The 25,378-nt window shown below is 43.9% G+C and carries 25 protein-coding genes; 12 read left to right on the top strand and 13 right to left on the bottom strand.

What is annotated here, in order from left to right; translation table 11 throughout:
* Window positions 1–271: 271 nt before the first annotated feature.
* On the bottom strand, window positions 272–1,102 hold the full coding sequence (locus AAA952_RS14950) for a MaoC/PaaZ C-terminal domain-containing protein (protein ID WP_263206575.1): 831 nt from the start codon (window positions 1,100–1,102) through the stop codon (window positions 272–274).
* A gap of 727 nt (window positions 1,103–1,829) precedes the next feature.
* On the opposite strand from AAA952_RS14950, the gene AAA952_RS14945 reads away from it, so the two are divergent.
* Window positions 1,830–2,603 (top strand): methyltransferase domain-containing protein, encoded by a 774-nt coding sequence (locus tag AAA952_RS14945; protein ID WP_338258177.1) that lies wholly within the window; start codon window positions 1,830–1,832, stop codon window positions 2,601–2,603.
* A 33-nt stretch (window positions 2,604–2,636) separates the two neighbouring features.
* Here AAA952_RS14945 and AAA952_RS14940 read toward each other — a convergent pair whose 3' ends face one another.
* Entirely contained in the window at window positions 2,637–3,539 is a 903-nt protein-coding gene (locus AAA952_RS14940) for a TraB/GumN family protein (RefSeq protein WP_338258174.1), read from the bottom strand.
* A 48-nt stretch (window positions 3,540–3,587) separates the two neighbouring features.
* Between AAA952_RS14940 and AAA952_RS14935 the strand changes: the two genes are divergently transcribed.
* On the top strand, window positions 3,588–3,896 hold the full coding sequence (locus AAA952_RS14935) for a prephenate dehydrogenase (RefSeq protein WP_105250305.1): 309 nt from the start codon (window positions 3,588–3,590) through the stop codon (window positions 3,894–3,896).
* 165 nt (window positions 3,897–4,061) lie between these two features.
* The gene (locus AAA952_RS14930; protein ID WP_263182568.1) at window positions 4,062–5,819 is read left to right on the top strand and encodes a GGDEF domain-containing protein; all 1,758 of its coding nucleotides are present in this window, start codon (window positions 4,062–4,064) and stop codon (window positions 5,817–5,819) included.
* A 43-nt stretch (window positions 5,820–5,862) separates the two neighbouring features.
* On the opposite strand, the gene AAA952_RS14925 is transcribed toward AAA952_RS14930, so the two are convergent.
* Entirely contained in the window at window positions 5,863–6,387 is a 525-nt protein-coding gene (locus tag AAA952_RS14925; RefSeq protein ID WP_338258169.1) for a DUF3016 domain-containing protein, read from the bottom strand.
* A 279-nt stretch (window positions 6,388–6,666) separates the two neighbouring features.
* Here AAA952_RS14925 and AAA952_RS14920 point away from each other — a divergent pair, with 279 nt between their 5' ends.
* Together AAA952_RS14920 and AAA952_RS14915 are read left to right on the top strand one after the other, a co-directional pair.
* Window positions 6,667–6,975: a hypothetical protein gene (locus AAA952_RS14920; RefSeq protein WP_105250308.1), complete on the top strand. Its 309-nt coding sequence runs from the start codon at window positions 6,667–6,669 to the stop codon at window positions 6,973–6,975.
* A gap of 135 nt (window positions 6,976–7,110) precedes the next feature.
* Window positions 7,111–7,425 carry a hypothetical protein gene (locus AAA952_RS14915; RefSeq protein ID WP_168827330.1) on the top strand — a complete coding sequence of 105 codons (315 nt, stop codon included), beginning with the start codon at window positions 7,111–7,113 and terminating at the stop codon, window positions 7,423–7,425.
* 13 nt (window positions 7,426–7,438) lie between these two features.
* On the opposite strand, the gene AAA952_RS14910 is transcribed toward AAA952_RS14915, so the two are convergent.
* Window positions 7,439–7,948: a DUF4240 domain-containing protein gene (locus AAA952_RS14910; protein ID WP_212599624.1), complete on the bottom strand. Its 510-nt coding sequence runs from the start codon at window positions 7,946–7,948 to the stop codon at window positions 7,439–7,441.
* Between the two features lie 127 nt (window positions 7,949–8,075).
* On the opposite strand from AAA952_RS14910, the gene AAA952_RS14905 reads away from it, so the two are divergent.
* The 4 genes from AAA952_RS14905 (at window position 8,076) to AAA952_RS14890 (ending at window position 10,753) form a co-directional block, all read left to right on the top strand.
* Complete coding sequence (locus AAA952_RS14905; RefSeq protein WP_105250311.1) at window positions 8,076–8,456, top strand: hypothetical protein; 381 nt, start codon at window positions 8,076–8,078, stop codon at window positions 8,454–8,456.
* A gap of 82 nt (window positions 8,457–8,538) precedes the next feature.
* Window positions 8,539–9,336 (top strand): response regulator, encoded by a 798-nt coding sequence (locus AAA952_RS14900; RefSeq protein ID WP_105250312.1) that lies wholly within the window; start codon window positions 8,539–8,541, stop codon window positions 9,334–9,336.
* Window positions 9,337–9,495: 159 nt separating this feature from the next.
* Window positions 9,496–9,768, top strand: a complete 273-nt coding sequence (locus AAA952_RS14895) for an HU family DNA-binding protein (protein ID WP_338258161.1) — start codon at window positions 9,496–9,498, stop codon at window positions 9,766–9,768.
* Between the two features lie 292 nt (window positions 9,769–10,060).
* Entirely contained in the window at window positions 10,061–10,753 is a 693-nt protein-coding gene (locus tag AAA952_RS14890) for a TorF family putative porin (protein ID WP_338258159.1), read from the top strand.
* A gap of 59 nt (window positions 10,754–10,812) precedes the next feature.
* Here AAA952_RS14890 and rimK read toward each other — a convergent pair whose 3' ends face one another.
* From rimK to AAA952_RS14870, 4 genes are all read right to left on the bottom strand, one after another.
* A complete protein-coding gene (gene rimK, locus AAA952_RS14885; RefSeq protein ID WP_113939182.1) occupies window positions 10,813–11,718 on the bottom strand; it encodes a 30S ribosomal protein S6--L-glutamate ligase in 906 nt (301 codons plus the stop codon).
* 179 nt (window positions 11,719–11,897) lie between these two features.
* Window positions 11,898–13,613, bottom strand: coding sequence for a putative bifunctional diguanylate cyclase/phosphodiesterase (locus tag AAA952_RS14880; RefSeq protein ID WP_338258155.1), 1,716 nt, complete (start codon window positions 13,611–13,613; stop codon window positions 11,898–11,900).
* A gap of 9 nt (window positions 13,614–13,622) precedes the next feature.
* Window positions 13,623–14,057, bottom strand: coding sequence for a response regulator (locus AAA952_RS14875; RefSeq protein WP_006079986.1), 435 nt, complete (start codon window positions 14,055–14,057; stop codon window positions 13,623–13,625).
* Window positions 14,054–16,207: a CHASE domain-containing sensor histidine kinase gene (locus AAA952_RS14870; RefSeq protein WP_338258152.1), complete on the bottom strand. Its 2,154-nt coding sequence runs from the start codon at window positions 16,205–16,207 to the stop codon at window positions 14,054–14,056. Before AAA952_RS14870 ends, AAA952_RS14875 begins: the two co-directional genes overlap by 4 nt.
* Before the next feature lie 324 nt (window positions 16,208–16,531).
* Here AAA952_RS14870 and AAA952_RS14865 point away from each other — a divergent pair, with 324 nt between their 5' ends.
* Entirely contained in the window at window positions 16,532–16,708 is a 177-nt protein-coding gene (locus AAA952_RS14865; protein ID WP_006079984.1) for a PA3496 family putative envelope integrity protein, read from the top strand.
* A 541-nt stretch (window positions 16,709–17,249) separates the two neighbouring features.
* Window positions 17,250–18,605, top strand: a complete 1,356-nt coding sequence (locus AAA952_RS14860) for a flavohemoglobin expression-modulating QEGLA motif protein (protein WP_131523937.1) — start codon at window positions 17,250–17,252, stop codon at window positions 18,603–18,605.
* Window positions 18,606–18,792: 187 nt separating this feature from the next.
* On the opposite strand, the gene AAA952_RS14855 is transcribed toward AAA952_RS14860, so the two are convergent.
* From AAA952_RS14855 to AAA952_RS14845, 3 genes are all read right to left on the bottom strand, one after another.
* Complete coding sequence (locus AAA952_RS14855; protein WP_338258148.1) at window positions 18,793–20,232, bottom strand: MBL fold metallo-hydrolase; 1,440 nt, start codon at window positions 20,230–20,232, stop codon at window positions 18,793–18,795.
* Between the two features lie 117 nt (window positions 20,233–20,349).
* The gene (locus tag AAA952_RS14850) at window positions 20,350–21,219 is read right to left on the bottom strand and encodes a DUF2927 domain-containing protein (RefSeq protein WP_338258146.1); all 870 of its coding nucleotides are present in this window, start codon (window positions 21,217–21,219) and stop codon (window positions 20,350–20,352) included.
* Window positions 21,220–21,586: 367 nt separating this feature from the next.
* On the bottom strand, window positions 21,587–21,823 hold the full coding sequence (locus tag AAA952_RS14845) for a thioredoxin family protein (RefSeq protein ID WP_028761824.1): 237 nt from the start codon (window positions 21,821–21,823) through the stop codon (window positions 21,587–21,589).
* A gap of 567 nt (window positions 21,824–22,390) precedes the next feature.
* Here AAA952_RS14845 and AAA952_RS14840 point away from each other — a divergent pair.
* Entirely contained in the window at window positions 22,391–24,028 is a 1,638-nt protein-coding gene (locus AAA952_RS14840; RefSeq protein ID WP_263211729.1) for a lactate permease LctP family transporter, read from the top strand.
* A gap of 401 nt (window positions 24,029–24,429) precedes the next feature.
* Here the strand turns inward: AAA952_RS14840 and AAA952_RS14830 are convergent, their stop codons facing one another.
* Together AAA952_RS14830 and AAA952_RS14825 are read right to left on the bottom strand one after the other, a co-directional pair.
* On the bottom strand, window positions 24,430–24,756 hold the full coding sequence (locus tag AAA952_RS14830; RefSeq protein WP_113939190.1) for a putative quinol monooxygenase: 327 nt from the start codon (window positions 24,754–24,756) through the stop codon (window positions 24,430–24,432).
* A 99-nt stretch (window positions 24,757–24,855) separates the two neighbouring features.
* Complete coding sequence (locus AAA952_RS14825; protein WP_263206481.1) at window positions 24,856–25,311, bottom strand: GNAT family N-acetyltransferase; 456 nt, start codon at window positions 25,309–25,311, stop codon at window positions 24,856–24,858.
* Window positions 25,312–25,378: the final 67 nt, after the last annotated feature.

Raw genomic sequence — 25,378 nt, 5'->3', positions numbered from 1 at the left:
CGGATATTAGGTGATTGGCTTTAAGATATATAGCCGTCGAAAGGGTTAATGAGCGATTCCTTAATCTGCATCAAATAATCTGTCCTGCGTTCGAGCGGCTCAAGAGCGCCGTCGCCGCCAATGAGATCGAGCTCAGTCATTAGCAATGGTTCAGTATCTGGTAGGCATCTATGGGTCACAGCGTACCTTGATTTTTGTTTCTCAAAAGCAACAACCATAAACAACAACGGCGCCAGAAGGCGCCGTGGTTGTATGTATTATTGAGTGCGGCTTAAAACTGCACATCGCCACTTAAATGAGGTCGACGGCCTTTGCTGTCACGTAATTCAAATACCATATTATTAGCATTCTGCTCATAGCCAAATCCAACATCGGCAGGCATCAAGAGTGGTAGCTTAAAGGTCACATCCACAGTGAATGGACGATCGCCAATACTTGGCATCAGCTCGGCTAAACAACGGGCCTTAGACCACATGCCATGGGCGAGCACTCGATCAAAGCCAAAACGCTTTGAAAGCACTGGATGCAGATGGATCAAGTTATAGTCGCCAGATGCCTTAGCATAACGACGACCTAAATCTTCACTCAAACTCCAGCTTTGTGGTGTTTCCCATGCCATATCAATGGCTTTAGGTGGGCGAACGCGACGCCCAGCAACATCGATACGATATAAATAGGTGGATAGCGATTCCCAGACGAGTTCTTCACCGACAAACGCCTTAGACACAAATTCAAACTCTAAGCCAGAATCCGTCTCGCGGCTCGTGGTCAAGGCGCACTCGAGGGAGAAAGTCTCGTCCACCGTCACAGGCCGATACACTTGAATCCGATTCTTTAGGTGGATCATCCCAAGCAGTGGGAAAGTGATCCCATCGTGGGTAAAGATCACCGCATGCAGGCGAAATGCCATCACGTAGAGATAGGTTGGCGGTAGAACTTTACCGTCAAATTGAAAACCACACACCTGCGCATATTGGCTTACTTTAGCTTCAGACACAGTCACATGCGGCGCGGTCACCTTGATGTGGGGCAACGGCTGTTGATCCCAACCAGGCTTACGGCCAAAGAAGATCTTGCGATAAAGAGAAAACAGCGACGGCATCGCGTTCAATTCAACACAATATGCATTATTCAAGTCTGAGTACCTTTTAATTAACTATCCCTTGGCACAAAAATACATTGCCATAAATTACCCCGCACAGACGAGTAACGTCTGATCAATCAAGCTGATAACGAGTGTAAAACAGGCAGTGCTGCGTCTTAATAAGGGCTGATGCTGACTCTCCGAATGGACAACTATACCCAAACAACCTGAAAATGCAGGATTCAGCGGGAATTTAACGCACTTTAGGCAAGGCCCTTTATTGCTCCTGCATAAATGGCATTCACGCCATCCATGGCGATTGCGGTTATTTGCGGACCTAGTGGACTAAGTTCAAAATAACCAACACAGCATAAAGTGCATTAAAACCCGCCGGGACGGAGCGCCTAGGGCACTTCACTTCCGTGTTGCATCAATTCAAAAGGTGGCCGACATTCTGTCATTGATGCACCTTGAATTGAAGCACCCTAGGCGCTCTGAAACTCGTATCTTCAGGTCGCTTGGGTATATAGAGTCAGGTTTGGCGAAAACGGCGTGATTATAACCCAGAGCACTGAGTTCTGTGTATCCCTAAGTTTAGTAGGAATAATTACTACTAATAAAATCAATACATTAAAAATTAACGATGCAAATTTATCCATCTCAACTCGGCAATAACATCTCCAGAGTGCGAAAAATTTACGACTGTGCCACACTATCGTTCCACTCTCTTTAACCTAGTTATCACGTGCAAGATAAGAATTTTGATAAGCTCGCGCAAAAATTTGCGAAAAACATCTATGGTACGCACAAGGGCGAAATTCGTGCCGCAGTGCTATGGCGCGACCTCGTCCCCGCGCTGGCAAAACTGGGGGATAAAAAACTCAGAGTATTAGATGCGGGCGGTGGTTTTGGTTACTTTAGCCAAAGATTAGCGCGCCTCGGCCACGAAGTTGTACTCTGCGATATCTCTGCTGAGATGCTGGCTCAAGCCAAAGAACAAATTGATGCCTCCCCTGAACCATTAGCTATCCAGCTTATCCATGCGCCTATCCAAGCATTATCGGTCGATAACCATGGCTATTTCGATATCATACTGTGTCATGCAGTCGTCGAATGGTTAACGGATGCTAAGCCCACCGTAGCGGGTTTACTTACTATGCTAAAACCCGGCGGATTATTCTCTTTGATGTTTTACAACAAAGAAGCCATGCGCTTTCATGCTTTAGTGTCGGGCAATTTCGATTACGTCGCCGCTGATTTAAAAGTGAAGAAGAAAGTGCGACTAACTCCTACTCATCCACTTTATATTCAAGAAGTTAAAGATTGGTTTAGCGAATGGCAAATGTCACTCATCAGCCAGTCTGGCGTGCGTGTAATCCACGACTATTTGAAAAAGAGTCAGCCCGCGGATTTCGACTATCACAAGCTGCTACAAATGGAGCTGGAGTACTCGCAACGCGAACCCTATATTTCCCTCGGCCGATATGTGCACTTTTTAGGGCAAAGCTTTGCAGTGTGAACGCGCGTCGTTACAAACGCGCTGCCTAAACGATTACTGACAAGTCTGTTTCCAGCAGGCGCTCACTTTGGCGCCTGCTTGCTCTAGCAATTGCACCACACTTTTATCCCCCACCACATGGCCAGCACCAACCACCACAAACAAAGGTGAAGTCACGTCAGTCGAGCCCATTAATTTTATAATGCCATCGGCCATCACATGGTTTCGCTGCCAGAGGATTTTCTCTAGCATTTTAGTGTCGCCCTCGCCGCCCATTTGCTCCTGCATTATTGTATCAAGCTCAGTTTCATTACCTGAACGCCAAGCCGTTATTAACGATAAAAGCTCCGCATCCGATGCGCTAATCGCCTCACGCACCATAGACCACTGCTCTTGACTATTAAAAGACGCTAACAATTGAAATTGTGACTCGGCGGTTTCCAACGGATACACAGGCAAAGTCGCATATCGAGCCATCAACTGCATATCAACGCCATAATCCGTGCTGTAACCTAAGTCGTTATAACGCAATAAGTTAACTTGAGTAGCCTGCAGCCAAGGTGCGAAAGATTGTATCGACTGACAAACATTTGCCGTGGCCGCGCAATAGGGCGTCATGCTCTCGACCGTTTGCTTATCTCGGCTCTGCCAATCTAAACCCTTAGTTTTATCGGCGCGGCCGTATTGTTGCAGTAAGGCTGTGCTATCGACTTTATTGATATCGACTTCTACAACTAAGCCCTTAGCTTTACCCAACGCGGTTTCAATTTGGGTGGGTAAAGGATAAAAGTCGGCACGTCCAATATGAATCGAACCCAGCAAATACGCGCTCTTGCCTTGCCATTGCACTTGATAAAATGGTGGTTTATCGGTTTCTGCACCCACCACTTTTGCGCTCAAACCCGCTAACGCCATAAAACAGATTGATGCAATTAGTCGCCATTGGCTTGTTGCCATATCCTTTGCCCCTTATAATTCCTGCAAATTTTGCAATGAGACGCTGTTATGCCACATACCAAGGTTATAGAGCAACTGAAAGAAAATCTTCAAATCGCCTATCGCCAAGCCATAGACGCCGACGCTAAGTTAGATGAGCTAAAGAAAGCTGGCCATGGAAACTTCACCAGCATATTCACGGCAGAACAAGGTTTTATCGCTTCGAGTAATCGCTTTCTGCCCTATGTGCAAGAGTTGGTCGATGACTTAACTCGCATGGAAGAACATCAAACGCTCGATCCTAAAGAACTCGAAACCTATGTGCGTCAGTTAGGCGCATTACTGCAAACATTGCAGGCCTTTAAGAAGCAAAGCTAAACCGAGATTAGGAGCTGGAACTCACCTTAGATTTCAGCTCTTTCCATGGCATATCCAATCAAGCCCACCAACACAGATAGATAGCACTAAGCTTCCCCAAAACTGTCATCATTTTGTCATTTCTAAGTCATAGACTCCGCTCACATAGACGAAGGGGCTGACGTAATGACAAGTTTAGATCTGGCTAAAGAGCTCGATAAAATAATCTCTAAAGCTGCAATCAGTCCCTTATTTCAGCCAATTTTCAATATATTAGAACATAAAATTCATGGTTTTGAGGCGTTAAGCCGTGGCCCTGAACACAGCCCGTTATACTCCCCAGTCCCGCTATTTCAGACCGCCGAACATCAAGGTAAATTAAGCGAGCTAGAAACCCTTTGTCGCCGTATTTCACTCGAGCAATTTAAGTTGCGCCAGTTTCAAGGCAAGCTGTTTATCAATATCTCGCCCAAGGCATTATTAGATCCAGCCCACCCTAAGGGCATGACCTTACAACTGCTGCAACAACTCGGCATAGCGCCATCACAGGTTGTGATTGAACTGTCAGAGCAATACCCCGCCGATGATATCGATTTACTCAAATCCTGCTTAAATCACTATCGTAGCCAAGGTTTTTTAACAGCGATCGATGACTTAGGTGCAGGTTATTCGGGTCTGAGACTCTGGTCAGAATTGTCACCTGACTATGTCAAAATCGACCGTCACTTTATCCATCAGATTGATTCGACTCCCGTCAAACAGGAATTTGTCCGCTCGATTGTGGAGTTATGCCAAAGTTTAACCTGCAAAGTGATAGCCGAAGGAATTGAAACGCAAGAGGAATTAGCCGTACTCAAACAACTGGGTATCGTCTATTGCCAAGGCTACTTACTCGGTCGTCCAGAAGTGCTCCCCTGCCGCGCGATGAAAGCGACCTTAGTGCCGAGCAATACTCAAATTCAACCTAGATACAGCGAATCGGCCGAGAGCCTGTGCACGAGCGCCATAACCGTAGTGCCTACACTTAAACTCAAATTTTTAAGTGACACCTTTATCTCGCAACCTGCATTACAGGCGGTTGTAGTGGTCGATAACCAGTTGCCACTCGGTATTATCAGCCGCGCGACCTTACTTGAACTCTTCAGCACACCCTATGGTCGCGCCTTACATGAAAATCATGCTGTGAGTGAAGTGATGGACCCGCAAGTCATCCAGATTGAGGCCAACGAACCATTATCCATCGTAAGTCAATTACTGACCTCAGAGAGTGCTAATACGGTAGCGCAACAGTTCATTATCCTTCGCCGTGGTAAACTACTCGGCATAGGCCATACCAAGGATCTGCTACAAAGGATCACAGAGCACAGAATTAAGATGGCGCGCCATGCAAATCCTCTTACAGACTTGCCGGGTAATGTGCCCATTCAAGAGGAATTAAAACGCCTTAAGATCCAAAAGAAACATTTTTATCTAGCCTATTTTGATCTGTGTAACTTTAAGCCCTATAACGATATTTATGGATTTTGCCGTGGCGATGAAGTGATTTGTGAAGTGGCGAATCTGTTACTGAAGTATAAAAGCGACAATTGCTTTGTTGGCCATGTCGGCGGCGATGACTTTGTCATTATCAGCACCTGTGAGCATATGATCAGCCGTTGCCAGCGAATTCTAGCGGATTTTGAAACCCATAAGCATTTATTTTATAGCGCAGATCACTGGCTGGCCCAGGAAATGCTCGCCGACGATAGAAAAGGTGAAGCCTGTTACCATCAATTGATCAGTCTATGTGTAGGCATTTTACCACCCGCACTCACCTTTAACGCCCATGAACACAGTCTATCGACCTTAAGCGCTAGGGCAAAAAAACAGGCAAAATCCGCAAATAACGGATTTTACCTGTTAGAAAATCATCTGATTATCGACACTCAGGCACTAACGGCATAGCTAAACAGCTTAAATCCTCAGCATTACCGACCGATATGAGTCATTAAAGTTGTGGTGCAATCGTCTTCTTTAACCACTCGGTTAACATTTTGGTTTCATACATAAAAGGTTTATCATTTAAAGATTGGATCCCACCCATATACCCCATATCCGACAGTTTTTCATCGCCCGCGATAATCACTTTGTCGTTTTCTATAACTTGATAGGAAAAAGTCATACGCGGCGGATAAATGTCCTTGATAATGCGTAAATCATTGGCGGTCGCACCAAATGTTGGACGCATATCACCCGCAAGATCAACATCGGTAATGGTCATTTCAAGCTTTTGATTTTGCTTTAAAATCTTCGCGGCTTCTTTATTGATGTTTTCAGTTAAGGTCTCAAATAAGCGCTTCTCATAACGGGATTGGAGCTCCCCTGATGATTTTATATCGCGATAATCTTTAGGACTTTGCCAAACAATTTTAACCACACCATCTTCGGTGACGGGATCCACAGGCGCTTCATCGGCCGCCCAAGCCGCACTGCAACTTAATACACCTGCGAGTAAAAGGGACTGAATTTTCATGTTTGCCTCCAAGGCCTAGATAACTTTCTTGAGAACTACAGTACAAAATCTAACCTGAACTAGAGCTTAACGCAAAACTGATATAAGTACAGAAAATGTGTCGTAAGCTTTTGTATAATTGAGTAAATATTATTTAACCATCACAACCGATACGTATCTTTTTGTATCTGAATTGCACCAAGTAAGTGCATAGTTATCAATTTGTGAACATTTCACGCGCATAACGACAAAAAAAGCGTTATCCTTCCGCTATTGTTTACATTGCCCACTTAATAAAAAATGAAATTCCCTGTTGTACCTGTGTTCATTCTTATCCTGTTTACCTGCGTCGTAAGTGCGATTTGGTTTATCTCCCCGAGTGACAAAAATACTGGCCCTAAAACTTGGTCAGCCTTTATCTACAACCATGGCTATGATTCAGGAAAGTATAAAAAAACTGATAACTTTGACAGCTATAATACCTGCCGCGATTTTGCACGCGAACAATCTGCCTTCTACGACAATGTGCCTTGGGAATGTGGATCTATGTGCCAGTTCGATACTCGTAAGCAAGGATTTCAATGCGAAGAAATGAAGAATGAGCACTAACTAACCATTCAGCATAGGTTCAATATTTATACAATAAACTCAGCTCCTCACAGTAAAACTCGTTTTCTTTACCGTCTAAGGATGCACGATTTAGAACTAACGTGTTAAACGTAATTTTTAACTTGGAGCTTACCTATGAACCTAAAAACGGCTTATCTATTCAACCCATATTCACGAAAACTCGCTTTATTGGCACTGCTGACAATTGGAACGAGTATCAGCCTTTCAAGCCATGCTGCACCATTGACCATCAGCCAGCAACAAGCTGTTACTGTTCATTTGAGTAAATTGGCTCAGGCGCAAAATGCGGCTGAGCATCAAATGACAGAGCAGCTTAAGCAAGATTTTAGTCAACAATTAACCGTTCAAGAACATGAGTTTATGAGCGACATCTGCCCTAAATACGGCATGACCTTCGATGTCACTACCAACGCTTGCTTGCGCTCGTAAGGTATTGCCAAGACTAAAATGGAAAACGGGCACTCAGTTCAGGGTATTGCAGCTTTAAATCCTTGGGCTTAGTGCTAAATTTTTTACCTACGGGCGTCGCCTTGCCCGATGGCATAAAGGGCAGTTCCTCACCGGTTCTATCTTCGTATAATTGCCCTGCAATAAGATCGTATTCATCCACAAAGGGATAAGCATAGGCATCTCGCTCTGGCCAAGCGACTAAACGTGCTAGGGTGTCAGGCTGATTAACCACACCTTCGAAAATTTCTTTACCGAGTGAAATCAAAAAACACCTAAACTCGGCAAAAGCATATTCAGAATCACAACCCGTAATAATGTAAGCCGCCCCCCAAACAGACCACAGATAACTACGGCGCATCTGCTGACCAAAGATTTTATCGAAAGCTTTTAACTCTTCATTACTCAATTCGGCAAGTTTCTGCTTCAGTGCTTGAGTCAAAGACTCCTGTGATTGCGCCGCTTCCATTCGCGTGACTAAACCCCAAAACTCAACTTCTGTCATAAACGTCACCTATTAGAGCCTCTAGCAAAAAGGCATATTCTACACGATATTACGGTTATACTGGACTCGGATTAGGGCATTTCCTACACTTGCTCATCTTCTTTGCTACTGGTGTGCACTTCAATCTATGCCTAAACGTCTTATACTACTGATCACGTTATATTGCCTCTTCAGCATTGCTGCACTTTGGCGTACTGTGATGACTCAATCCCTTGATGTATTCACCCTAGGCGTCCTCCCCGTACTCGTTGGCATACTCATACGAGCGCCGTGGTCTAGCTTAGTGTTGAAAATTTATATTGGCATGCAAACCTTAGGATTCTCGGCTCTGGGGATTACAGCAATTATTGCCTATCGCATTACCCCTGAGGATGTAAAAGTGGTTGTTTCTGGTCACAATATTCCTATGTTGCCACTCACAGTGAGCATTATTGTTATTTTACTCGTGCAGTATTGGATCGCATTTTCTAAGGTCACGAGACACTATTTGACCCGCCAAACTCAGTAATGGACTTTGTTGCTAAGCTGTTATCAACAGCGTAGCTTAGCGACCCAGTAAAATACTTACGACTTTTAACTTGAAGTAGACTATGAGCCATTTATCGCCCAGCGAACTTTCCATTCTTTTGGTAGAACCTTCAGAGACACAGCGTCGAATTATTATTCAGCGCTTACAACAAGAAGGCATTCTCAGCATTCAAACCGCAGAAAACATAGAAGCGGCTAAAGATATTATTGCTCGCCATAAACCTGACCTTATTGCGAGCGCCATGCATTTCGATGATGGCACTGCCATCGATCTCTTGGGCTACTTAAGGGCCAACGCTGACTGCAAAGATATCCAATTTATGCTGGTCTCGAGTGAGTGCCGCCGTGAGCAACTTGAAATATTCCGCCAATCGGGTGTAGTAGCGATTCTACCTAAACCCTTCAGTGCCGACCATTTAGGTACAGCATTGAATGCCACGATTGATTTACTCAGCCACGATGAACTCGACCTGAGTAATTTCGATGTACAAGATGTGCGCGTATTAGTGGTCGATGATAGCCGTATGGCAAGAAACGTCATTAAACGTACGATTGGTAACTTAGGGATGAAGCTGATTACCGAGGCCGAGGATGGCGCGCAAGCCATAGCGTTAATGAAACACAATATGTTCGACTTAGTGATCACGGATTACAATATGCCGAGTGTAGATGGGCTAGCTTTGACACAATTTATCCGCAATGAAAGCCAACAATCGCACATTCCCATCTTGATGGTGTCTTCCGAAGCCAACGATACCCACCTCAGCAATGTGTCCCAAGCGGGTGTAAATGCCTTATGTGACAAACCCTTTGAACCCAAACTTGTTAAAAAATTACTCTATCAACTGTTAGAAGAATAAAACCAGAATAAAACTTAAGTCACGAACTGAGTAAATATTCTGCACTTTACTGAACATCCTGCTGCACGCTAGACGCAAAAGGCTTTCCAAGTGCTAAACCTTATGGCATGTTAGGCACGCTTATTTCAAATAAATCTACGGAAAGAAGAGACAATAAAAATGAACAAAACTGAACTAATCGCCAAAATTGCAGAAAATGCCGATCTTACGAAAGTAGAAGCAGCACGCGCATTGAAGTCTTTTGAAGCAGCTATTACCGAATCAATGAAAAATGGTGGCAAAATCTCCATCGTAGGTTTCGGTTCTTTTGAAACAGCGACTCGTGCCGCTCGCACTGGCCGTAACCCACAAACGGGTAAAGAAATTCAAATTGCTGAAGCGACAGTGCCTAAGTTTAAAGCGGGTAAAACCCTACGTGACAGCGTAAACTAAGTTATAAAATTCAATACAACGCCTCCATTGTGAGGCGTTTTTTTTTGCCCAATCCCAGTGAAGCACTGAATGTTTTTTGCACAACAAAAGTGCGCCTCTGCCCCACAAACTGGCAAACAAAAACATTTCATTAACATTGCGAGTCCTAATACCTTGTTTTACATAGCATTGTAATAGTGGCATGTGATTAGCAAATCCTTCCTTAGAAAAAAACCAAGATGCACTAATGACCACAGCTGACTTTGAGTGTGCCAATGGTGAATCGATAAATAAGTCAATCGAGGGGATGAGCATGAAGAAATCACTGTACAGCGTTTTGGCCTTATCGACGGGAATGTTACTGGCAGGCAACGCCTTTGCAGCCGTATCAGGCAACATTGGCGGTACCTCTAATTATCTATGGCGCGGTGCGACCCAAACTAAAGATGCGGTCGCAATCCAAGGTGGCCTTGACTACAGCCACGATTCTGGATTTTATGCGGGAACTTGGGCATCGAATGTGGATTTTGGTGATGATACTAGCTACGAGCTTGATCTATATGCGGGTTATGGCGGCAGTATTACTGAAGACATCAGCTACGACTTTGGCTATCTCTACTACGCTTATCCAGACGCACCGGGCAGTATTGATTTTGGTGAGCTCCATGCTGCTGTCACGTGGAAATGGCTCGAACTGGCTTACTCCCAAGTCATCAATGCCGGTGACGATCTGGCCGCCGATCCTTTAGATAATAAAGATCTCAGTTATCTTGCCGCGACGGTATCCGTTCCTCTCACTGAAAAGCTGAGTTTATCAGTGCACTATGGTTACTCAAACGGTGATGTCGTCCAATCTTGGTTTGGCGAAGAGAATTATGCCGACTATAACGTGACTCTCAGTGCAGATACCAGCATAGGCACAGTGTCATTTATGGTCTCAGATACCGATCTCACCGATGATGATGCCAAACTAGTACTCGGATATTCCTACAGTTTTGATCTATAGGCTCTAAGCATAACAAAACGCCACCTTAAAAAGTGGCGTCGTTTTATCACAATCACCTACTAGGCAATAATTGACCGGTTTGTTTTACGGGCCGCAACCATTTTCTCGATATACTCAACAATGGGCTCAGTCACTGAAATCCCTGTTGTTTGCTCAATCCCTTCAATGCCAGGCGCCGAATTAACCTCAAGGATCAGTGGACCACGGTTAGAACGTAAAATATCTACTCCCGCGACAACCAATCCCATCGCCTTCACAGCGGCAATAGCCATTTTACGCTCAACAGAGGTGATTTTTACCACCTCACCACAACCACCTAAATGCAGATTTGAGCGGAAATCGCCCTCGGGACCTTGACGCTTCATCGAAGCAACAACCTTGTCACCGACAACAAAACAACGAATATCACTACCATTGGATTCTTTAATGTATTCCTGTACTAAGATATTCGCTTTGAGCCCCAAGAATGCTTCAATCACGCTCTCAGCAGCCGTTTTAGTTTCAGCGAGTACGACACCAATCCCTTGAGTGCCTTCGAGTAATTTAATGACTAACGGAGCGCCGCCCACCATATTGATGAGATCTGGGATATCATTTGGCTTATTGGCAAAACCCGTCACTGGCATGCCAATCCCTTTGCGGGAAAGTAGTTGCAGTGCCCGCAATTTGTCCCGCGAACGCGCAATGGAGATTGAATCATTCGCGGCATATACGCCCATCATTTCAAACTGACGTACAACGGCACAACCATAAAAAGTCACGCTAGCATGAATACGCGGAATGATGGCATCAAACCCAACTAATTCAGTACCTTCATAATGAATGCTAGGTTTAATAGAATTAATATTCATGTAGCAATTCAGCGTATTGATCACGACCGCTTCATGTCCACGACTTTGGCAAGCCGCGACTAAGCGTTGTGTTGAATACAACTGGGGGAATTGGGATAAAATACCTATTTTCATTGCTGAGTGACCAACTTAAGCATGAGTGAATAAACCGTTCTGCGGCACCAAAAGCACAGCGACAGAAAAAGGGGCTGATATTTGTCTATTGCTCAGTGTAAAGCAAGAAAATAATCCTCACCAGACGAAATCATTATGCTAATGAAATACTTCAAGACCTATCACACTCGGAACTCGGTTTAAGTTAACAGCGGCAGAATATACTTAGCCTCAAACTCCGTTGCATCTAAGGGACGAGAAAACAAATAACCTTGTAATACAGTACAATGGCGAGAAGTGCAAAACTCAGCCTGCTCAATTGTTTCAACGCCCTCAGCTACTGATATGACATTAAACCCATGGGCGAAGTTAAGTAATGCAGCGAGCAAACGAGTGTCTTTATCATCCTTATCATAGGAAGCGACAAAGCTTTTATCGATTTTCAGCACGCTAATGGGAAATAATTTGATATGTTCTAAGGACGAAAAACCCGTCCCAAAATCATCGAGGGCAAAACGCACCCCTAACTCGGCGATTCTATCAAGCATTTTGGCATGTTCATGGGGATCTTCAATAAGGCAATTTTCAGTAATTTCAAGCTCTAATGCTACAGCAGGAAGTCCTGTCTTAGTCAGCGTACTCGCGATTTTATCAAACAGGTTCTCATTTCCAATTTGCGATGCAGACAGGTTAACGGCAATGGTGAATTCTCTCCCTGTCGGCTGTAATTGGGTTAGCCACACCTGTGCCTGAGTACAAGCTTGTTCAAGCACCCAATCATCAATGTCCTCCATTAATCCAATTTCTTCGGCTATGGGTAAAAATTGATCTGGGGCGATAATGCCATCTACAGGATGCTGCCATCGGATAAGGGCTTCCATCCCCACCAACTGATGGGTTTTCGCATTCACTTGCGCTTGATAATGAACCTTAAATTCATTTCTTTTTAAGGCAATACGCAAACTCGACTCGATATGATTACGGTAACGCACCTCTTTATCTAAAGCTTCTGAGTAGAACTGAATCTGGTTTCGGCCCATTTTTTTAGCGCGATACATAGCAATATCGGCACATTTCATCAGCTCAGAACTATTCGAAGCCGCTTCATTATAAAAAGCCACACCGATACTGGCACCAATAAGCACATCGTTATCACCGAGACAAAATACGTCCTCAAACACTTTGAGCAATCGATTAGCCACAATCATAGGGAAATATTTATAATCATTATCAGTGACTAGCACGACAAATTCGTCCCCGCCTAAGCGGGCAATAATATCGCCATCTCGTAGTACTTCACTTAATCGAGCCGCCACTTGAACTAACAGCACATCACCAGTTTGGTGGCCTAAAGTGTCATTGATCGCTTTAAAATCATCGAGATCGAGTAAGATAACGGCTAAATAATCGTGGCAACGTTTCGCCCTTGCGATCGCTCGATTCAGACACAGTTCAAAGCCATAACGATTAACCAACTTAGTGAGCGAGTCGTGCTCGGCCAGCTCTTTGAGTTTTTGATGGCTATTACGTAACGCCAATGCCATTGAAGATCTTTGTTTTGCATAGCGAATCGCACGGGTTAGTATCCGCGAATTAACCTCATCCTTGAGCAGAAAATCCTGCGCACCTAATTCAATACAGCGCTGGGCCAATTTCTCATCTTCATAGCGACTCAGCATCACGACCACAGTCTGATCTTGCGTCATGGCATTGAGCTTAATCAACACTTCTAACCCATTGGCATCGGGCAATAAATAATCCAATAGAATGCCGTCGAAATGACGTTCTAAGGCAAGATTCAAACCATCAAATGCACAATTGGCTTCGATCACATTAAACGTCAACTTTGACTGCCTAAGTGCTCGGATGATCGCAGTTCTATCGACTTCATCATCATCGATCAGTAGTAAATCCATATACTCACCTTATGCGGATGGGAGCTCGACTATTCGCCAGTAACCTTCAAGCATATTAAAAATATTGTTAAAACCGTCCTTTATGTCAGTTTTAACCATGTAGCCAGCCACATGATGGCTATAGGCTTTCATTCTATCTTCATCGGTACTCGACGTCGTGAGCATAAAAACGACAGATGATGAAAGTGAAGGATCTGAACGTATCCGCTCAAGAAACTCAAAGCCATTCATTCTTGGCATATTAAGGTCGAGCAAAATAAGATACGGGCCTTTAATCGTGTCTAAGCTGGTGAGAATCGCTAGTGCCTCAATGCCATCCCGCGCTCGTACTAAGGGATTGAGTAACCTAAGTTGCCTCATCGCCCGCTGCACGGCCATGTAATCCACATCATCGTCATCAACTAATAAAATGGTGACCTGTTGATATTGATCTGCTGCTCTCATAGAAGCTCCTTTTTCACTATTTGCTTAGGCCAAGTAAAGTAAAAACAACAGCCTCTGCCCTGCGATTTGAGTTGAATATTCCCACCTAAACTTTCAACTGTTTTCTTCACAAGTGATAACCCTAAACCACTGCCCTCGACTTCATCCCTAGGTTTAAGTGTTTGAAACATTTCGAAGACTTTATTCTGATAGGCACTTGAGATACCAGGGCCATCGTCTATCACACTGAATAGATAATGTTTATCCGCGGCCTCACATAAGACAGTGATCACACCTGTGCCTAAGTCATGGTGTTTAATGGCATTGCTGATTAAATTTCGTATCACCAATTCCAACAGTGCGCGTACAGTATGGAAATTTGGAAACTCCCCTTTTAGAACTAATTCAAACCCCTGTGGCGGCGCGACGAGCGCAAACATGTCTTCAGCCAGTTGCCGACTGTTGACCTCTGTGGTTTCAGTATCGACACGGCCAATACGGGAAAACATCAATAGCCCATCGAGCAGTAACACCATGCGATGAATACGACTTTGGATAAGCCCGAGATATTTCTGCACGTTTTCATTGGCGTTATCGGATAAATCCTCTGCTAACCAAGAAGTTAACTGCTCGATACCCCGTAGTGGGGATTTCAAATCATGGGAGGCGATATAGGCAAAGCGGTCGAGTTCTTGATTAATCCGCTCAAGCTCTTGCATGTGTTCTGCACGCTGAACTTCAATGCGCTTACGTTCAGACACATTGTTAATCGTCGCGAGAATGAAAATGCCATTACTGAAATGAATAGGCGTCAGCCCCACCTCTATCGCGAGTCGACTGCCATCTTTACAACAGCCAAATAAGTCATCCCGCATCGACATATTTTTCGCGATCGGCTGCACTAAGTAATTATTCATGTGCTGCTGGTGCACATCCCTCAGCGCGTCTGGCAATAACATATTGATGGAACGACCGAGTAACTCGTCTCTGGCATAACCAAATAAACGTTCCGCATGGGTGTTCACTAACGTAATAATCCCAGCCTTATCGACCATAAACAGTGCGCTTGGAGAGGCTTCAATGACGAGTCTAAAGCGTTTTTCATTCGCGATTAGCTCAGAGGTAAGCAATGACTCTTTATATCGATTACGCGCCATGATTAGCACAGAATAAAACAGCGCCAAAATGAATGCACAACCGATAAATTGCAGCCAGATACCTTGGGTCTCTTCCGATCTTGAGATAAAACGCGATTGTGATGAAATGTCCAAGCGCCACTGCCTACCGCCAATCAAGTCGGTCTGTGACTGATAAAACACATCTTTTTGATTTGGCAGAACTTTACTACTAGTAAACATTAAACTGTCGGCATTTGCCTGCGGGCTTTCATAAATGGCGAGCTTCAAACCTGAGAATCGATCCCCCATAATTCCTTGCATGAGGTCGTCCATCCTAAACGCCGCATACACGAGTCCAATCGCCTGCTGTTTCCGCTCTGCCTCCGTTGCCACAATCCCTTGATAAAGCGGTAAATACATCAAAAAACCCGCTTTAGCATCTTCGGGCGTATCTTGCACTAAGGCGACCTTGCCAGAAATAGTTGGCTGACCAGTGCTAATGGCGTGCTCTATGGCTTTGCGCCGATTAGCCTCGGAGCACATGTCATAACCAAAAGCTCTTTGATTGCGCCAATCAAAAGGTTCTAAATACAAGATCACACAATACTGATCACGAACTCCTTCTGGGTACACTTTATAGTCTTTAAAGCCTTCGGCCTGAACTTGTTGGACGTGGGCATCTAATGTGTCAGGCTTAAGTAACTGAGCATAGCCAAAGCCTTGGAAACCCGGGTAATACTCGGATAAATGTGCATTGACAACATAGGTTTGCCATTCCTTGCGGGTTACACTATTGGAGGACAATAACAAGCCGACACCACCGCGTAAGACCTGCTCGTAGGCAAGCATTCTGCGATTCACCGCTTCGGTTAACTCTTGAACACTGTTCTCGAAACGCTCTTCACCACGATCTCTAAGATATTGCTCCAGCACATACCAAGAGATGCCCATAAAAAGTAAAGCAGCGACAATCATCAGCCAGCTAGAGCTCAGCACGCTAAAGTAGATACTATTTGATGGGCTATGCGATTTAGAAAACTCATCCTTGTCCATATGAGCCAATTCCCTAGCAAAAGATTAGCAATAAACACAGCTACAAGTGTTGTTGCAATTATGCCTAAATTCAAGTTTATCCTACTATTTAACTCGGAATTAACCCGAATATATCGATGACACTGTTGTGCTCTCAATCACAAAATAAGCAAGAACTGAATTAATCAAATATCCAATTGTAGCCTCAGGCTTAAGCCAAACAGCGGCAAGCTGAATCATCCGGCACACGGGAAGAATTTTTCACCCTGACTCACAAAATTATTTGCTTTTCTACCCTACTCTTTTTAGTTAGAAAGTCGTTAGGAACAACAAGAGGAATTCGTTATGGCTCATATTACTGAAGTCGTGCCCAACGATACTGAACTTGAGGCAATGACCACACCAAGAAACAGCAAAGCCGCCGAGGCAATGCAGCATAGACGCGAAGTCAAAAAGCGTTTAGAAGACTACCTCGAGCGGGCGGAGTTAAAACGTGCATTAGGAGATGACGATTTTTTCTAGCCAATTCTATCTCGCTATCTCGTGGTCAAAATGATGGGATGATGATCTCAGTCGGTGATCATTTGTTTCGAACTCACTGAGTTTTGGCCCACTAAAATCGAATATCTCACCCAGCCAACAGTGCTGGGTGTGACTCTGCTCTAGCTCACTAACCTCCAGATTTAATATCGCGTCATCACGGTCATTTTTACCACTCTTGTCAGCTTGAGTTTTGATTAACAAGCATTCAGCCTTAACACACTCAAATAACTCATCGCTGTCATGTTTTGCTCCAATCAATCTATTTCTATATCAAGAACAAAGCAGCTTTAATGTCATATCAATAAAATATTATTAAACAGATGGTTACTTATTTATGTCCCATAGACATAGCGCTAGAATTATAACAAGTGCACCAAAATGATTCACAAAATCGATAACAGCTAATTTATTTAATCGGTATATTTTCTCAGCTAGCCTGCGAATCAATATGAATAAATGAGGTTTAAGGCTATGATTAGCCACATCTCTCTCGCTGAAATTACCTGCAGGATATACGGGAATGTCTGAGTCGTTAGCCCAATATCAACAAGATCTACGCCGTTTTTCCGATGAATTAATTCGCATTCAAACGCCAATAAAAATCTTAGATGCCATTAAATGGCCACGGGAAATGGAGGAACGTTTTCTCTCCAATAAGGGCACGGTACTTCCGGCTATTAAGCAAGAGTTTTATCAAAACATTGCTTTACCTTTTGATCCTGTTAAAACCCAAGCTGAGCTAGCCTCCCTAAAACAGGACATCCATAGACGTTTGGGTAAACGAGACAAACTCGGCAAAATATTAGTGGCAAACGTCGATCAGTATCGCCTTGTCATCGATATGTTGGGGAACAGAGGCACGCCAACCTTTGGTAAGCTCAGCCAAGAATTGTACGGCAGTGCTAGCCATAAACTGCATGGCGATCGCCATACCTTGCGCCAGTTAGGCGATAAACTCAGCTACATTTTCTCGTTGCCCGCGGCGAGACACATGAATAAACATCACCCTAAAATTATTAGCGCGCCAGAAGCGGTTAACGTGCTCAGCCAACGTTTAGAAAAGTACTTCCATAGCGATGATATGCGTGTACGCCTTAGTGACGGTATCGTCTCTGACGCTGCAGTCGGTGGCGATACCGTTAAGCTCAATAGCAAAGCAATGTTCAGCGAATCGGATCTTAATGTATATGAAGTTCACGAAGGTTGGGTGCATGTCGGCACGACGCTAAACGGCCGAGCTCAACCCCACGCCACTTGGCTCAGTGTCGGTTCTCCGCGCGTAGCAGCAACCCAAGAAGGTCTAGCCGTTTTACTGGAAATGCTGACGCTAAGCTCAAATCCAGGACGGGCTCGGCGAATTAGTGACCGTGTTGCCGCGGTCGATATGGCTGAAAATGGTGCTGACTTTATAGAGGTATTCAATTATTTCAGAGGATTGAATCTAAGTGCGACAGACAGTTACCGTGTCACCCAAAGGGTTTTCCGTGGGGGTATGGTGGAAGGCGGCAGTTTCTTCACTAAGGATATTTCCTATGTGCGTGGCTATGTGGAAAACATTAACTTTATCCGCAGCGCCATCACCTCAGGCCTTCCTGAACTCATCCCTATGCTATTCCTCGGTAAATTGGCGATCGAAGATATCCCCGTGTTATACCAAGCTTGCCAAGAGGGCATTCTGACTACGCCTAAATATCTACCGCCCATGTTTGATAACTTTAGTGGCCTTTATGCTTGGTTTGGTTTTGCATCAGGTTTAGCAGGAATCGATTTGAAAGGTGTACAGCGCCATTTCACTCGCTTATTTAAAGACGTACCGAATGTCGTCCCCGCCTTTGAGTTACTCGATGATACTGAATTTGACAACAACTCGGACTAATACAGTAACCTGATTGATTTAAAATAAAAAAGCTCACAACTATGTGAGCTTTTTATAAAACTAAACACTAATCTTCGATAGAAAAACCTTCACCATTACATTCAAAATACAACTCACAGGCAGGATAACTCGCTTTGCCACACGTGTAGAAAATAATGGCATTTCCACCCATGTACTTTCAACTCTTTTAAGGCTTCCACACTAACTGCGGCAGTGCATTTAAATCCAATCGATCACCCTGGGTCGCAATTGCTATAGCCTTTGGTTTAGTCTGAGGATCTTGGTTAATCACATCGACTAATCCATGCTGCGCCTCGGGTTCTCCATGGACTAAAATTAACGGCGGCTGGCCTTCAAAATGGTGATACCAACGTAATAACTCTGCTTGATCCGCATGGGCTGAAAGTCCACCCACTGTGTGTAACTTAGCCGCTACTTTAATGCTGTTACCATGAATAGACAGTTCCTCAGCGCCATCGACGATGGCGCGCCCCGGTGTTCCAAGCGCTTGATAACCACAAATAATCACATCACATTCTGGGCGCCATAGATTATGCTCGAAGTGGCTACGAATACGTCCACCGTTACACATGCCGCTCCCTGCGATAATGATCAATCCCTTATGCACGTCGTTCAGCGCTATCGACTCTTCGGTCGTTTGGATAAATTCGACATTCGACAACAGCGGATGCTGCCCAGGATGTTGGCGGGTAAAGCGTTTAAAGTCCTCATCCATCAGCGGATAATTATTAACGTAAACGCGGGTCGCCTCAATTGCCATCGGACTATCTAGGCAGATTTTCCAACGGCCGAGATCCCATTCTTTAGCATATAAATGAAATAGATATAATAACTCCTGTGCTCGTCCAACCGAAAAAGCAGGGAGCAATATATTGCCTTGGCTCTCGTTGACTGTCTTAGCAAAAATGGCTTTCAATTCAGCTAAGGTATCCGTCCAACTGCGGTGAAAACGATTGCCATAGGTGCTTTCCATTAAGACTAAATCTGCCGTATCCACTAAGGTAGGATTACGTAAAATCGGCATACCTGCACGGCCAAGATCGCCACTGAAGACGATTTTCTTCTGGGATTTGCCCTCACCTAACCACAACTCGACTAAGGCGGAACCTAAAATATGCCCTGCATCTGAGAGGCAAATATCCACATGGGGAATAACCCGAGTCACTTGACCATATTCCAATGGTACAAATTGAGTTATCGCGAGTTCAGCATCTTCAACGGTGAATAGCGGTTCTAGGGGTTCAAGATCATGTTTAGCACGCTTTTTATTGACTCTTTCGGTATCGCGGGTCTGCAGCATAGCCGCATCTTTGAGCATGATAGCGCACAGCTCTGCCGTGGCTTTATGGGTGTAGATAGGCCCATCAAAACCCGCTTTGACTAAGAGTGGTAAACGCCCAGAATGATCGATATGGGCATGGCTAAGCACGACAGCAGAAATAGACTCAGGATCAAATGCGAAGGGATCATGATTACGCAACTCATCAGATTTACCGCCTTGGATCAAACCACAGTCGAGCAATAAGTGTTCATGATCAACCGAGAGTAAATGACACGAACCTGTCACTTCCGCTGTCGCCCCTAAAAACTGCAATGTCATTCGCATGGTGTCCCTCCAAGGTGTTTATCTCATATAAAGATAGACTATGCCCTTATTCCTAAAACAAAAAGGATTAATTAGTCACGTGCGAGCAATGTCAACTTTAGCTGTAATGCTTAGTCATCAATAACCTAACAATGGGTACAACTGACCTTGACGTACCGTTTTGCCAGCGCTAGCAATAGTGCCATCGCGCAGCCATTGTTCGAGCAAGATCTGCAAAGGCTGTTTGACTTCTGCGGCCGTCATTCCAGCGCTAATACTTGGGCTATAGAGTAATTTAAGCAAAATAAAATCGAGCCCGGTGAGTAAGTCCTGCGGGGTTTTGTCGTTAAAGATGGAGGGAAATACTTTCTCTGAATCATTAGGTAAACCAAGCACTTGAGTAATCTCTTCAACTACGCAAGCCACTAACTTACCGTGCATTTTGGCTTGATCTACAGGAATAATAATCCAAGCACGTTCAATCTCTTGCCGTGAATTGAGAGCAAACTTTGCCATACACACAGAGCCATGGACATTTTTCGCCGAGCTCGGTCCCATTAAGCGCATCACCTCACTTGCCCATAGGGATTGACGGGTAAACACTAAGTGCAGATTCGCCTCAGAGAGCGTATCTACCCGTTGAATATCGAGGCCGGTGATCTTGCCTAAGTGTGTTAAGTGCATCAACACTAATTGAGTGTGCAGCGCCTTATCACCCACTTGATGCTCAATGAACACTCGTACCGGTATGCGCCACTTACGCACGCTATGTTTAGCAAGGTCATACTCATTTTGTAGGGCGACTTCACTAAATGCTTGGGTGATATAAGCGGAGTTTTTCCAATCCGTAGCGGGCGTTAATACTTGGGTTAATCTGGGAGATGTTTGAGCAGCAAATAAAGGTAAAGCTAATAAACTTAGCGTTAGAAAAAGCCCTAAACGAAACAGACGTGCAGTAAAAAATAACCAACTGTAGAAACGTGTTAATACCCTAAGCCACTTTTGCATTGGCACTCATCCCGCAACTTGACGAGGTCACTGAATCAAAATCATAGCAGTGATACTGATAAAAGAAGTCGAAATCTGCAAACAATCTCCTACGACATAGACTTAATAAACTCGCCCAGATAATGCAATGCCGACTAAACCGTAGCCAATAAAACACCATAATAAAATGACTACACAAAGAATCAATGCATTGTTTTTAAACACATTATATTTAATATCATTAATCGTATACTGATGATATTACAACACCATTGCCAAGGATTCAGGATGACAATGGTGTGCATTTTTAGCTTAAGCGCTTTCTAACGAGCATAATCCGTGCAACTATTCAGCGAACTCACTAATATGAGCCTGTATTTACAACAGCTTAGTCCCTTAACCACCCCTCAACCTCATCGCGCGTCGGTACTGAGCCGCTATGTATGAGCTCACCATCGATCACTACCGCAGGGGTTTTCATCACTTTAAATTTCAATAGGCTTTGAGGATCTGTGTCCTTTTTTACAATCACATCCACACCCATTTCTTCTGATATGTCCGCAATCATCTCAGCGGTTTTGCTACATTTAGCGCAACCACTGCCTAATACTTTGACTTGTTTCATGTTACTTCCTCAACGAACTGTGCTGCAAAATTAAAAATCTCAACCTACTGTCATACTCGCAGCCACATATAGCAAGGTAAATTTCCAGCCAAGCAAACTCATAGACAAGAGCATGGCAACATCTATAGCTCAATTCATGCCACAATAAGATCACTGCATTATTAGTTGTATTGTATTGAGTGCTATTAATTTCTATATCTAAAGATAAAAAAATATTTATAAACGCTCTGTTATAAACACTACAAAAAAACCAAACCAGTACAGCCTAGTTTTTCATAAAATCACAATACTCTAGTTAATTTCACGACTCACAAAAAATAATATTGATAACATAACAAATATTAATACAACCTAAATTAGATGCTTGGTGAATATAGCTAAAACAGTCAATATTTTACTTGATTATTATTTAGGTATTTCCCCGTCATCATTTATCCACACATCTCGTGACCCATATCACTTATTGCAACATTTAAGATTGATCCTACATCACCAAACACTAGTATCTGCTATGTTGCGGCTGCGACACGATTTATCAACATATTATAACAATACGGAAACCTCCCTATGACCTGGACCCAAACATACACGCCACTCGGTAGCTTGTGGCTCACCGCAATGGTTGCTTTACTGCCTATTGTGTTTTTCTTCCTAGCCTTAACTGTGTTAAAACTTAAAGGCTATATCGCTGGGGCATTAACCTTATTAATTGCCTTAGCAGTCGCGATACTCGCCTACAAAATGCCTATTAGTATCGCGCTTGCTTCTGCTATATATGGTTTTAGTTATGGGCTATGGCCAATTGCTTGGATTATTATTACCGCAGTATTTTTATATAAAATCACCGTTAAAACAGGTCAATTTGAGGTTATTCGCTCGTCAGTCATCTCAGTCACGGAAGATCAACGATTACAAATGCTATTGGTTGGCTTTTCATTTGGAGCCTTCCTCGAAGGTGCTGCGGGTTTTGGGGCACCTGTTGCTATTACAGCTGCGTTACTTGTCGGGCTTGGATTCAATCCATTGTATGCAGCAGGACTTTGCTTAATCGCAAATACGGCACCCGTCGCCTTTGGAGCTATGGGTATCCCAATTATCGTAGCGGGCCAGGTTTCATCACTAGACCCATTCCATATTGGACAACTCGCTGGCCGTCAGTTGCCAATATTATCGATTATTGTCCCCTTCTGGCTCATCGCAATGATGGATGGCATCAGGGGAATACGTCAAACTTGGCCCGCAACATTAGTAGCAGGCGTTTCATTTGCGATCACCCAATTTTTGACCTCAAACTTTATCGGCCCCGAATTACCCGATATTACTTCGGCGTTAGTCAGTCTAATTTGTTTAACGTTATTTTTAAAAGTCTGGCAACCAAAAGAAATATTCACTTTCTCAGGCATGAAAAAAAGAATTACTACCCCTAAATCTACTTTTTCTAATAGCCAGATATTTAAAGCATGGTCTCCCTTTATTATTCTCACAGCGATTGTAACCCTGTGGAGTCTTAAAGATGTACAACTGGCATTAAGTTTTGCCACTATCAGTATTGAAGTACCTTACTTACATAATCTCGTTATCAAAAGTGCACCTATTGTCGCTAAGGAAACCCCTTATGCAGCAATATATAAACTTAATTTATTAGGCGCTGTTGGAACAGCCATTTTAATCGCAGCAATGATCTCAATTGTGGTCCTTAAAATGTCAGTAAGTAATGCACTGACATCCTTTAAAGACACTTTAATTGAATTAAAATTCCCGATATTGTCGATTGGATTAGTATTAGCATTTGCCTTTGTCGCAAACTATTCAGGTCTATCTTCAACCTTAGCACTCGTGCTCGCAGGCACTGGCGTGGCATTCCCCTTCTTCTCACCATTCTTAGGTTGGTTAGGTGTGTTTTTAACAGGTTCAGACACCTCGTCAAATGCCCTATTTGGCGCGCTGCAAGCCAATACAGCAAACCAAATCGGTGTAACACCGGAGTTATTAGTCGCCGCAAACACTACGGGAGGAGTAACGGGCAAAATGATTTCGCCACAATCTATTGCCGTTGCTTGCGCTGCAACGGGATTGGCGGGTAAAGAATCAGATCTTTTCCGCTTTACGCTAAAGCACAGTCTATTTTTCTGTACTTTCATTGGCGTGATCACAGTACTCCAAGCATACGTAGTCCCTTGGACATTAGTGTTTTTCACTAAATAAAGCGATATCTAAGATATATTAAAAGCCGAGTGATAAACCACTCGGCTTTTTAGATTGGAATGGATATAAAACTCACTCTGCGATGAAATTCGAATGGGTTCAATTAAGCAAAGTAGCAAGGCAGCTTTATTAATCCCAGTGAAGTTATACAATCAAAGTCTAGGTTGTCATTCTTGCCGTAGATAACTACTCGGTACATTGATGGCAAATGCAACTTAAGCCAGCAACTTCGCCTTATCCTTACCTAATACGCCTTTTAGCACTAAAGAGTTAAAGTGCAATGGTTCCAGCTGCGGCCATTAGTCACTTGCAGTATCAATGGGATCCATTCGGATAGAGATCTAAATACTGGCTCGATAGTGTTAATCAACACTGCAAGCTCCTAATCGTTTATCTTATGGCTAAACAATCACTTGATGATAGGTTTCCACATGGTATGACTCGACTAATTCGGGCATAACTTGGTGGAAATAGTGTTGAATCGCATCCTTAGCGCAGTGCTCATCAAAGGCGGCAATATCGACAAACTTCTCTACAAACGTCACGCGGCGTGGTTCATCACGGCTCACATTGAGTTCGTAACGAATACAACCCGCTTCGCGGCGCGTATCAGGAATAAGGCTCGCGAGCGCAGCTATTAGTGCTTCGGTTTTGCCCTCTTTAGCCAGAAAACTCGCCACGCAGGCAATTTGCTGTTGATTGATTCTATAGTCCGTTGAAGTCGACATCTCAGTTCCTTATTGGCTTAATGTTGAATACTTATGTGCCTAGCTTTTGTTGATCGCTTATGTTGATAATTGATGTAGATAACTCATATTGATAGCCGCTTATGCTGATTGGTAGCGCATATCTAAATGGGGAATACCATCTTCTAAGTACATCTCAGAGCAGGCGACAAAGCCGAGTTTTTGATAGAAAGCTTTGAGGTAATCTTGGGCGCCAATTTGGATCCCCGCTTCGGGCCATGTTGTCAGTGCAGATTCAATGGCGTGCTGCATTAAAGGCATGGCCAGTCCTTTGCCTCGTCCTGCTGGCGATACCACCACACGGCCGATACTCGCCTCTGGATAACTCAATCCCGGCGGCAAAATACGCGCGTAGGCAAGCAGTTCCCCGTCTGACGATAAGCCGAATAAATGCTGGGTTTCTGGGTGCCTATCCTTATCGTCAAGCTCTGGATACGCACAGGCCTGCTCTACCACAAACACATCGACTCTTAGCTTCAATATGTCGTATAGCCTATTGGCATTTAATTGATTAAATGTAAGATTTTGCCACTGCAAACGATATTCCTCTGCAAATCATCGAAAAAGAGCTTTGAGTCTACCACAGCATAAAGACCATAAAAAA

This window comes from Shewanella sp. M-Br, assembly GCF_036245925.1.
GTDB lineage: Bacteria > Pseudomonadota > Gammaproteobacteria > Enterobacterales > Shewanellaceae > Shewanella > Shewanella oncorhynchi.
The sequence above is the reverse complement of the archived record's forward strand: the minus strand, read 5'-3'. Positions and strand labels throughout refer to the sequence as shown.

What these genes read in the sequence shown, in the direction of transcription:
- AAA952_RS14950 (WP_263206575.1), bottom strand. Translation starts at nt 1,102, where the DNA reads ATGCCGTCGCTGTTTTCTCTTTATCGCAAGATCTTCTTTGGCCGTAAG.
- AAA952_RS14940 (WP_338258174.1), bottom strand. Translation starts at nt 3,539, where the DNA reads ATGGCAACAAGCCAATGGCGACTAATTGCATCAATCTGTTTTATGGCG.
- AAA952_RS14935 (WP_105250305.1), top strand. Translation starts at nt 3,588, where the DNA reads ATGCCACATACCAAGGTTATAGAGCAACTGAAAGAAAATCTTCAAATC.
- AAA952_RS14930 (WP_263182568.1), top strand. Translation starts at nt 4,062, where the DNA reads ATGACAAGTTTAGATCTGGCTAAAGAGCTCGATAAAATAATCTCTAAA.
- AAA952_RS14925 (WP_338258169.1), bottom strand. Translation starts at nt 6,387, where the DNA reads ATGAAAATTCAGTCCCTTTTACTCGCAGGTGTATTAAGTTGCAGTGCG.
- AAA952_RS14920 (WP_105250308.1), top strand. Translation starts at nt 6,667, where the DNA reads ATGAAATTCCCTGTTGTACCTGTGTTCATTCTTATCCTGTTTACCTGC.
- AAA952_RS14915 (WP_168827330.1), top strand. Translation starts at nt 7,111, where the DNA reads ATGAACCTAAAAACGGCTTATCTATTCAACCCATATTCACGAAAACTC.
- AAA952_RS14910 (WP_212599624.1), bottom strand. Translation starts at nt 7,948, where the DNA reads ATGACAGAAGTTGAGTTTTGGGGTTTAGTCACGCGAATGGAAGCGGCG.
- AAA952_RS14905 (WP_105250311.1), top strand. Translation starts at nt 8,076, where the DNA reads ATGCCTAAACGTCTTATACTACTGATCACGTTATATTGCCTCTTCAGC.
- AAA952_RS14900 (WP_105250312.1), top strand. Translation starts at nt 8,539, where the DNA reads ATGAGCCATTTATCGCCCAGCGAACTTTCCATTCTTTTGGTAGAACCT.
- AAA952_RS14895 (WP_338258161.1), top strand. Translation starts at nt 9,496, where the DNA reads ATGAACAAAACTGAACTAATCGCCAAAATTGCAGAAAATGCCGATCTT.
- AAA952_RS14890 (WP_338258159.1), top strand. Translation starts at nt 10,061, where the DNA reads ATGAAGAAATCACTGTACAGCGTTTTGGCCTTATCGACGGGAATGTTA.
- rimK (WP_113939182.1), bottom strand. Translation starts at nt 11,718, where the DNA reads ATGAAAATAGGTATTTTATCCCAATTCCCCCAGTTGTATTCAACACAA.
- AAA952_RS14880 (WP_338258155.1), bottom strand. Translation starts at nt 13,613, where the DNA reads ATGGATTTACTACTGATCGATGATGATGAAGTCGATAGAACTGCGATC.
- AAA952_RS14875 (WP_006079986.1), bottom strand. Translation starts at nt 14,057, where the DNA reads ATGAGAGCAGCAGATCAATATCAACAGGTCACCATTTTATTAGTTGAT.
- AAA952_RS14870 (WP_338258152.1), bottom strand. Translation starts at nt 16,207, where the DNA reads ATGGACAAGGATGAGTTTTCTAAATCGCATAGCCCATCAAATAGTATC.
- AAA952_RS14865 (WP_006079984.1), top strand. Translation starts at nt 16,532, where the DNA reads ATGGCTCATATTACTGAAGTCGTGCCCAACGATACTGAACTTGAGGCA.
- AAA952_RS14860 (WP_131523937.1), top strand. Translation starts at nt 17,250, where the DNA reads ATGTCTGAGTCGTTAGCCCAATATCAACAAGATCTACGCCGTTTTTCC.
- AAA952_RS14855 (WP_338258148.1), bottom strand. Translation starts at nt 20,232, where the DNA reads ATGCGAATGACATTGCAGTTTTTAGGGGCGACAGCGGAAGTGACAGGT.
- AAA952_RS14850 (WP_338258146.1), bottom strand. Translation starts at nt 21,219, where the DNA reads ATGCAAAAGTGGCTTAGGGTATTAACACGTTTCTACAGTTGGTTATTT.
- AAA952_RS14845 (WP_028761824.1), bottom strand. Translation starts at nt 21,823, where the DNA reads ATGAAACAAGTCAAAGTATTAGGCAGTGGTTGCGCTAAATGTAGCAAA.
- AAA952_RS14840 (WP_263211729.1), top strand. Translation starts at nt 22,391, where the DNA reads ATGACCTGGACCCAAACATACACGCCACTCGGTAGCTTGTGGCTCACC.
- AAA952_RS14830 (WP_113939190.1), bottom strand. Translation starts at nt 24,756, where the DNA reads ATGTCGACTTCAACGGACTATAGAATCAATCAACAGCAAATTGCCTGC.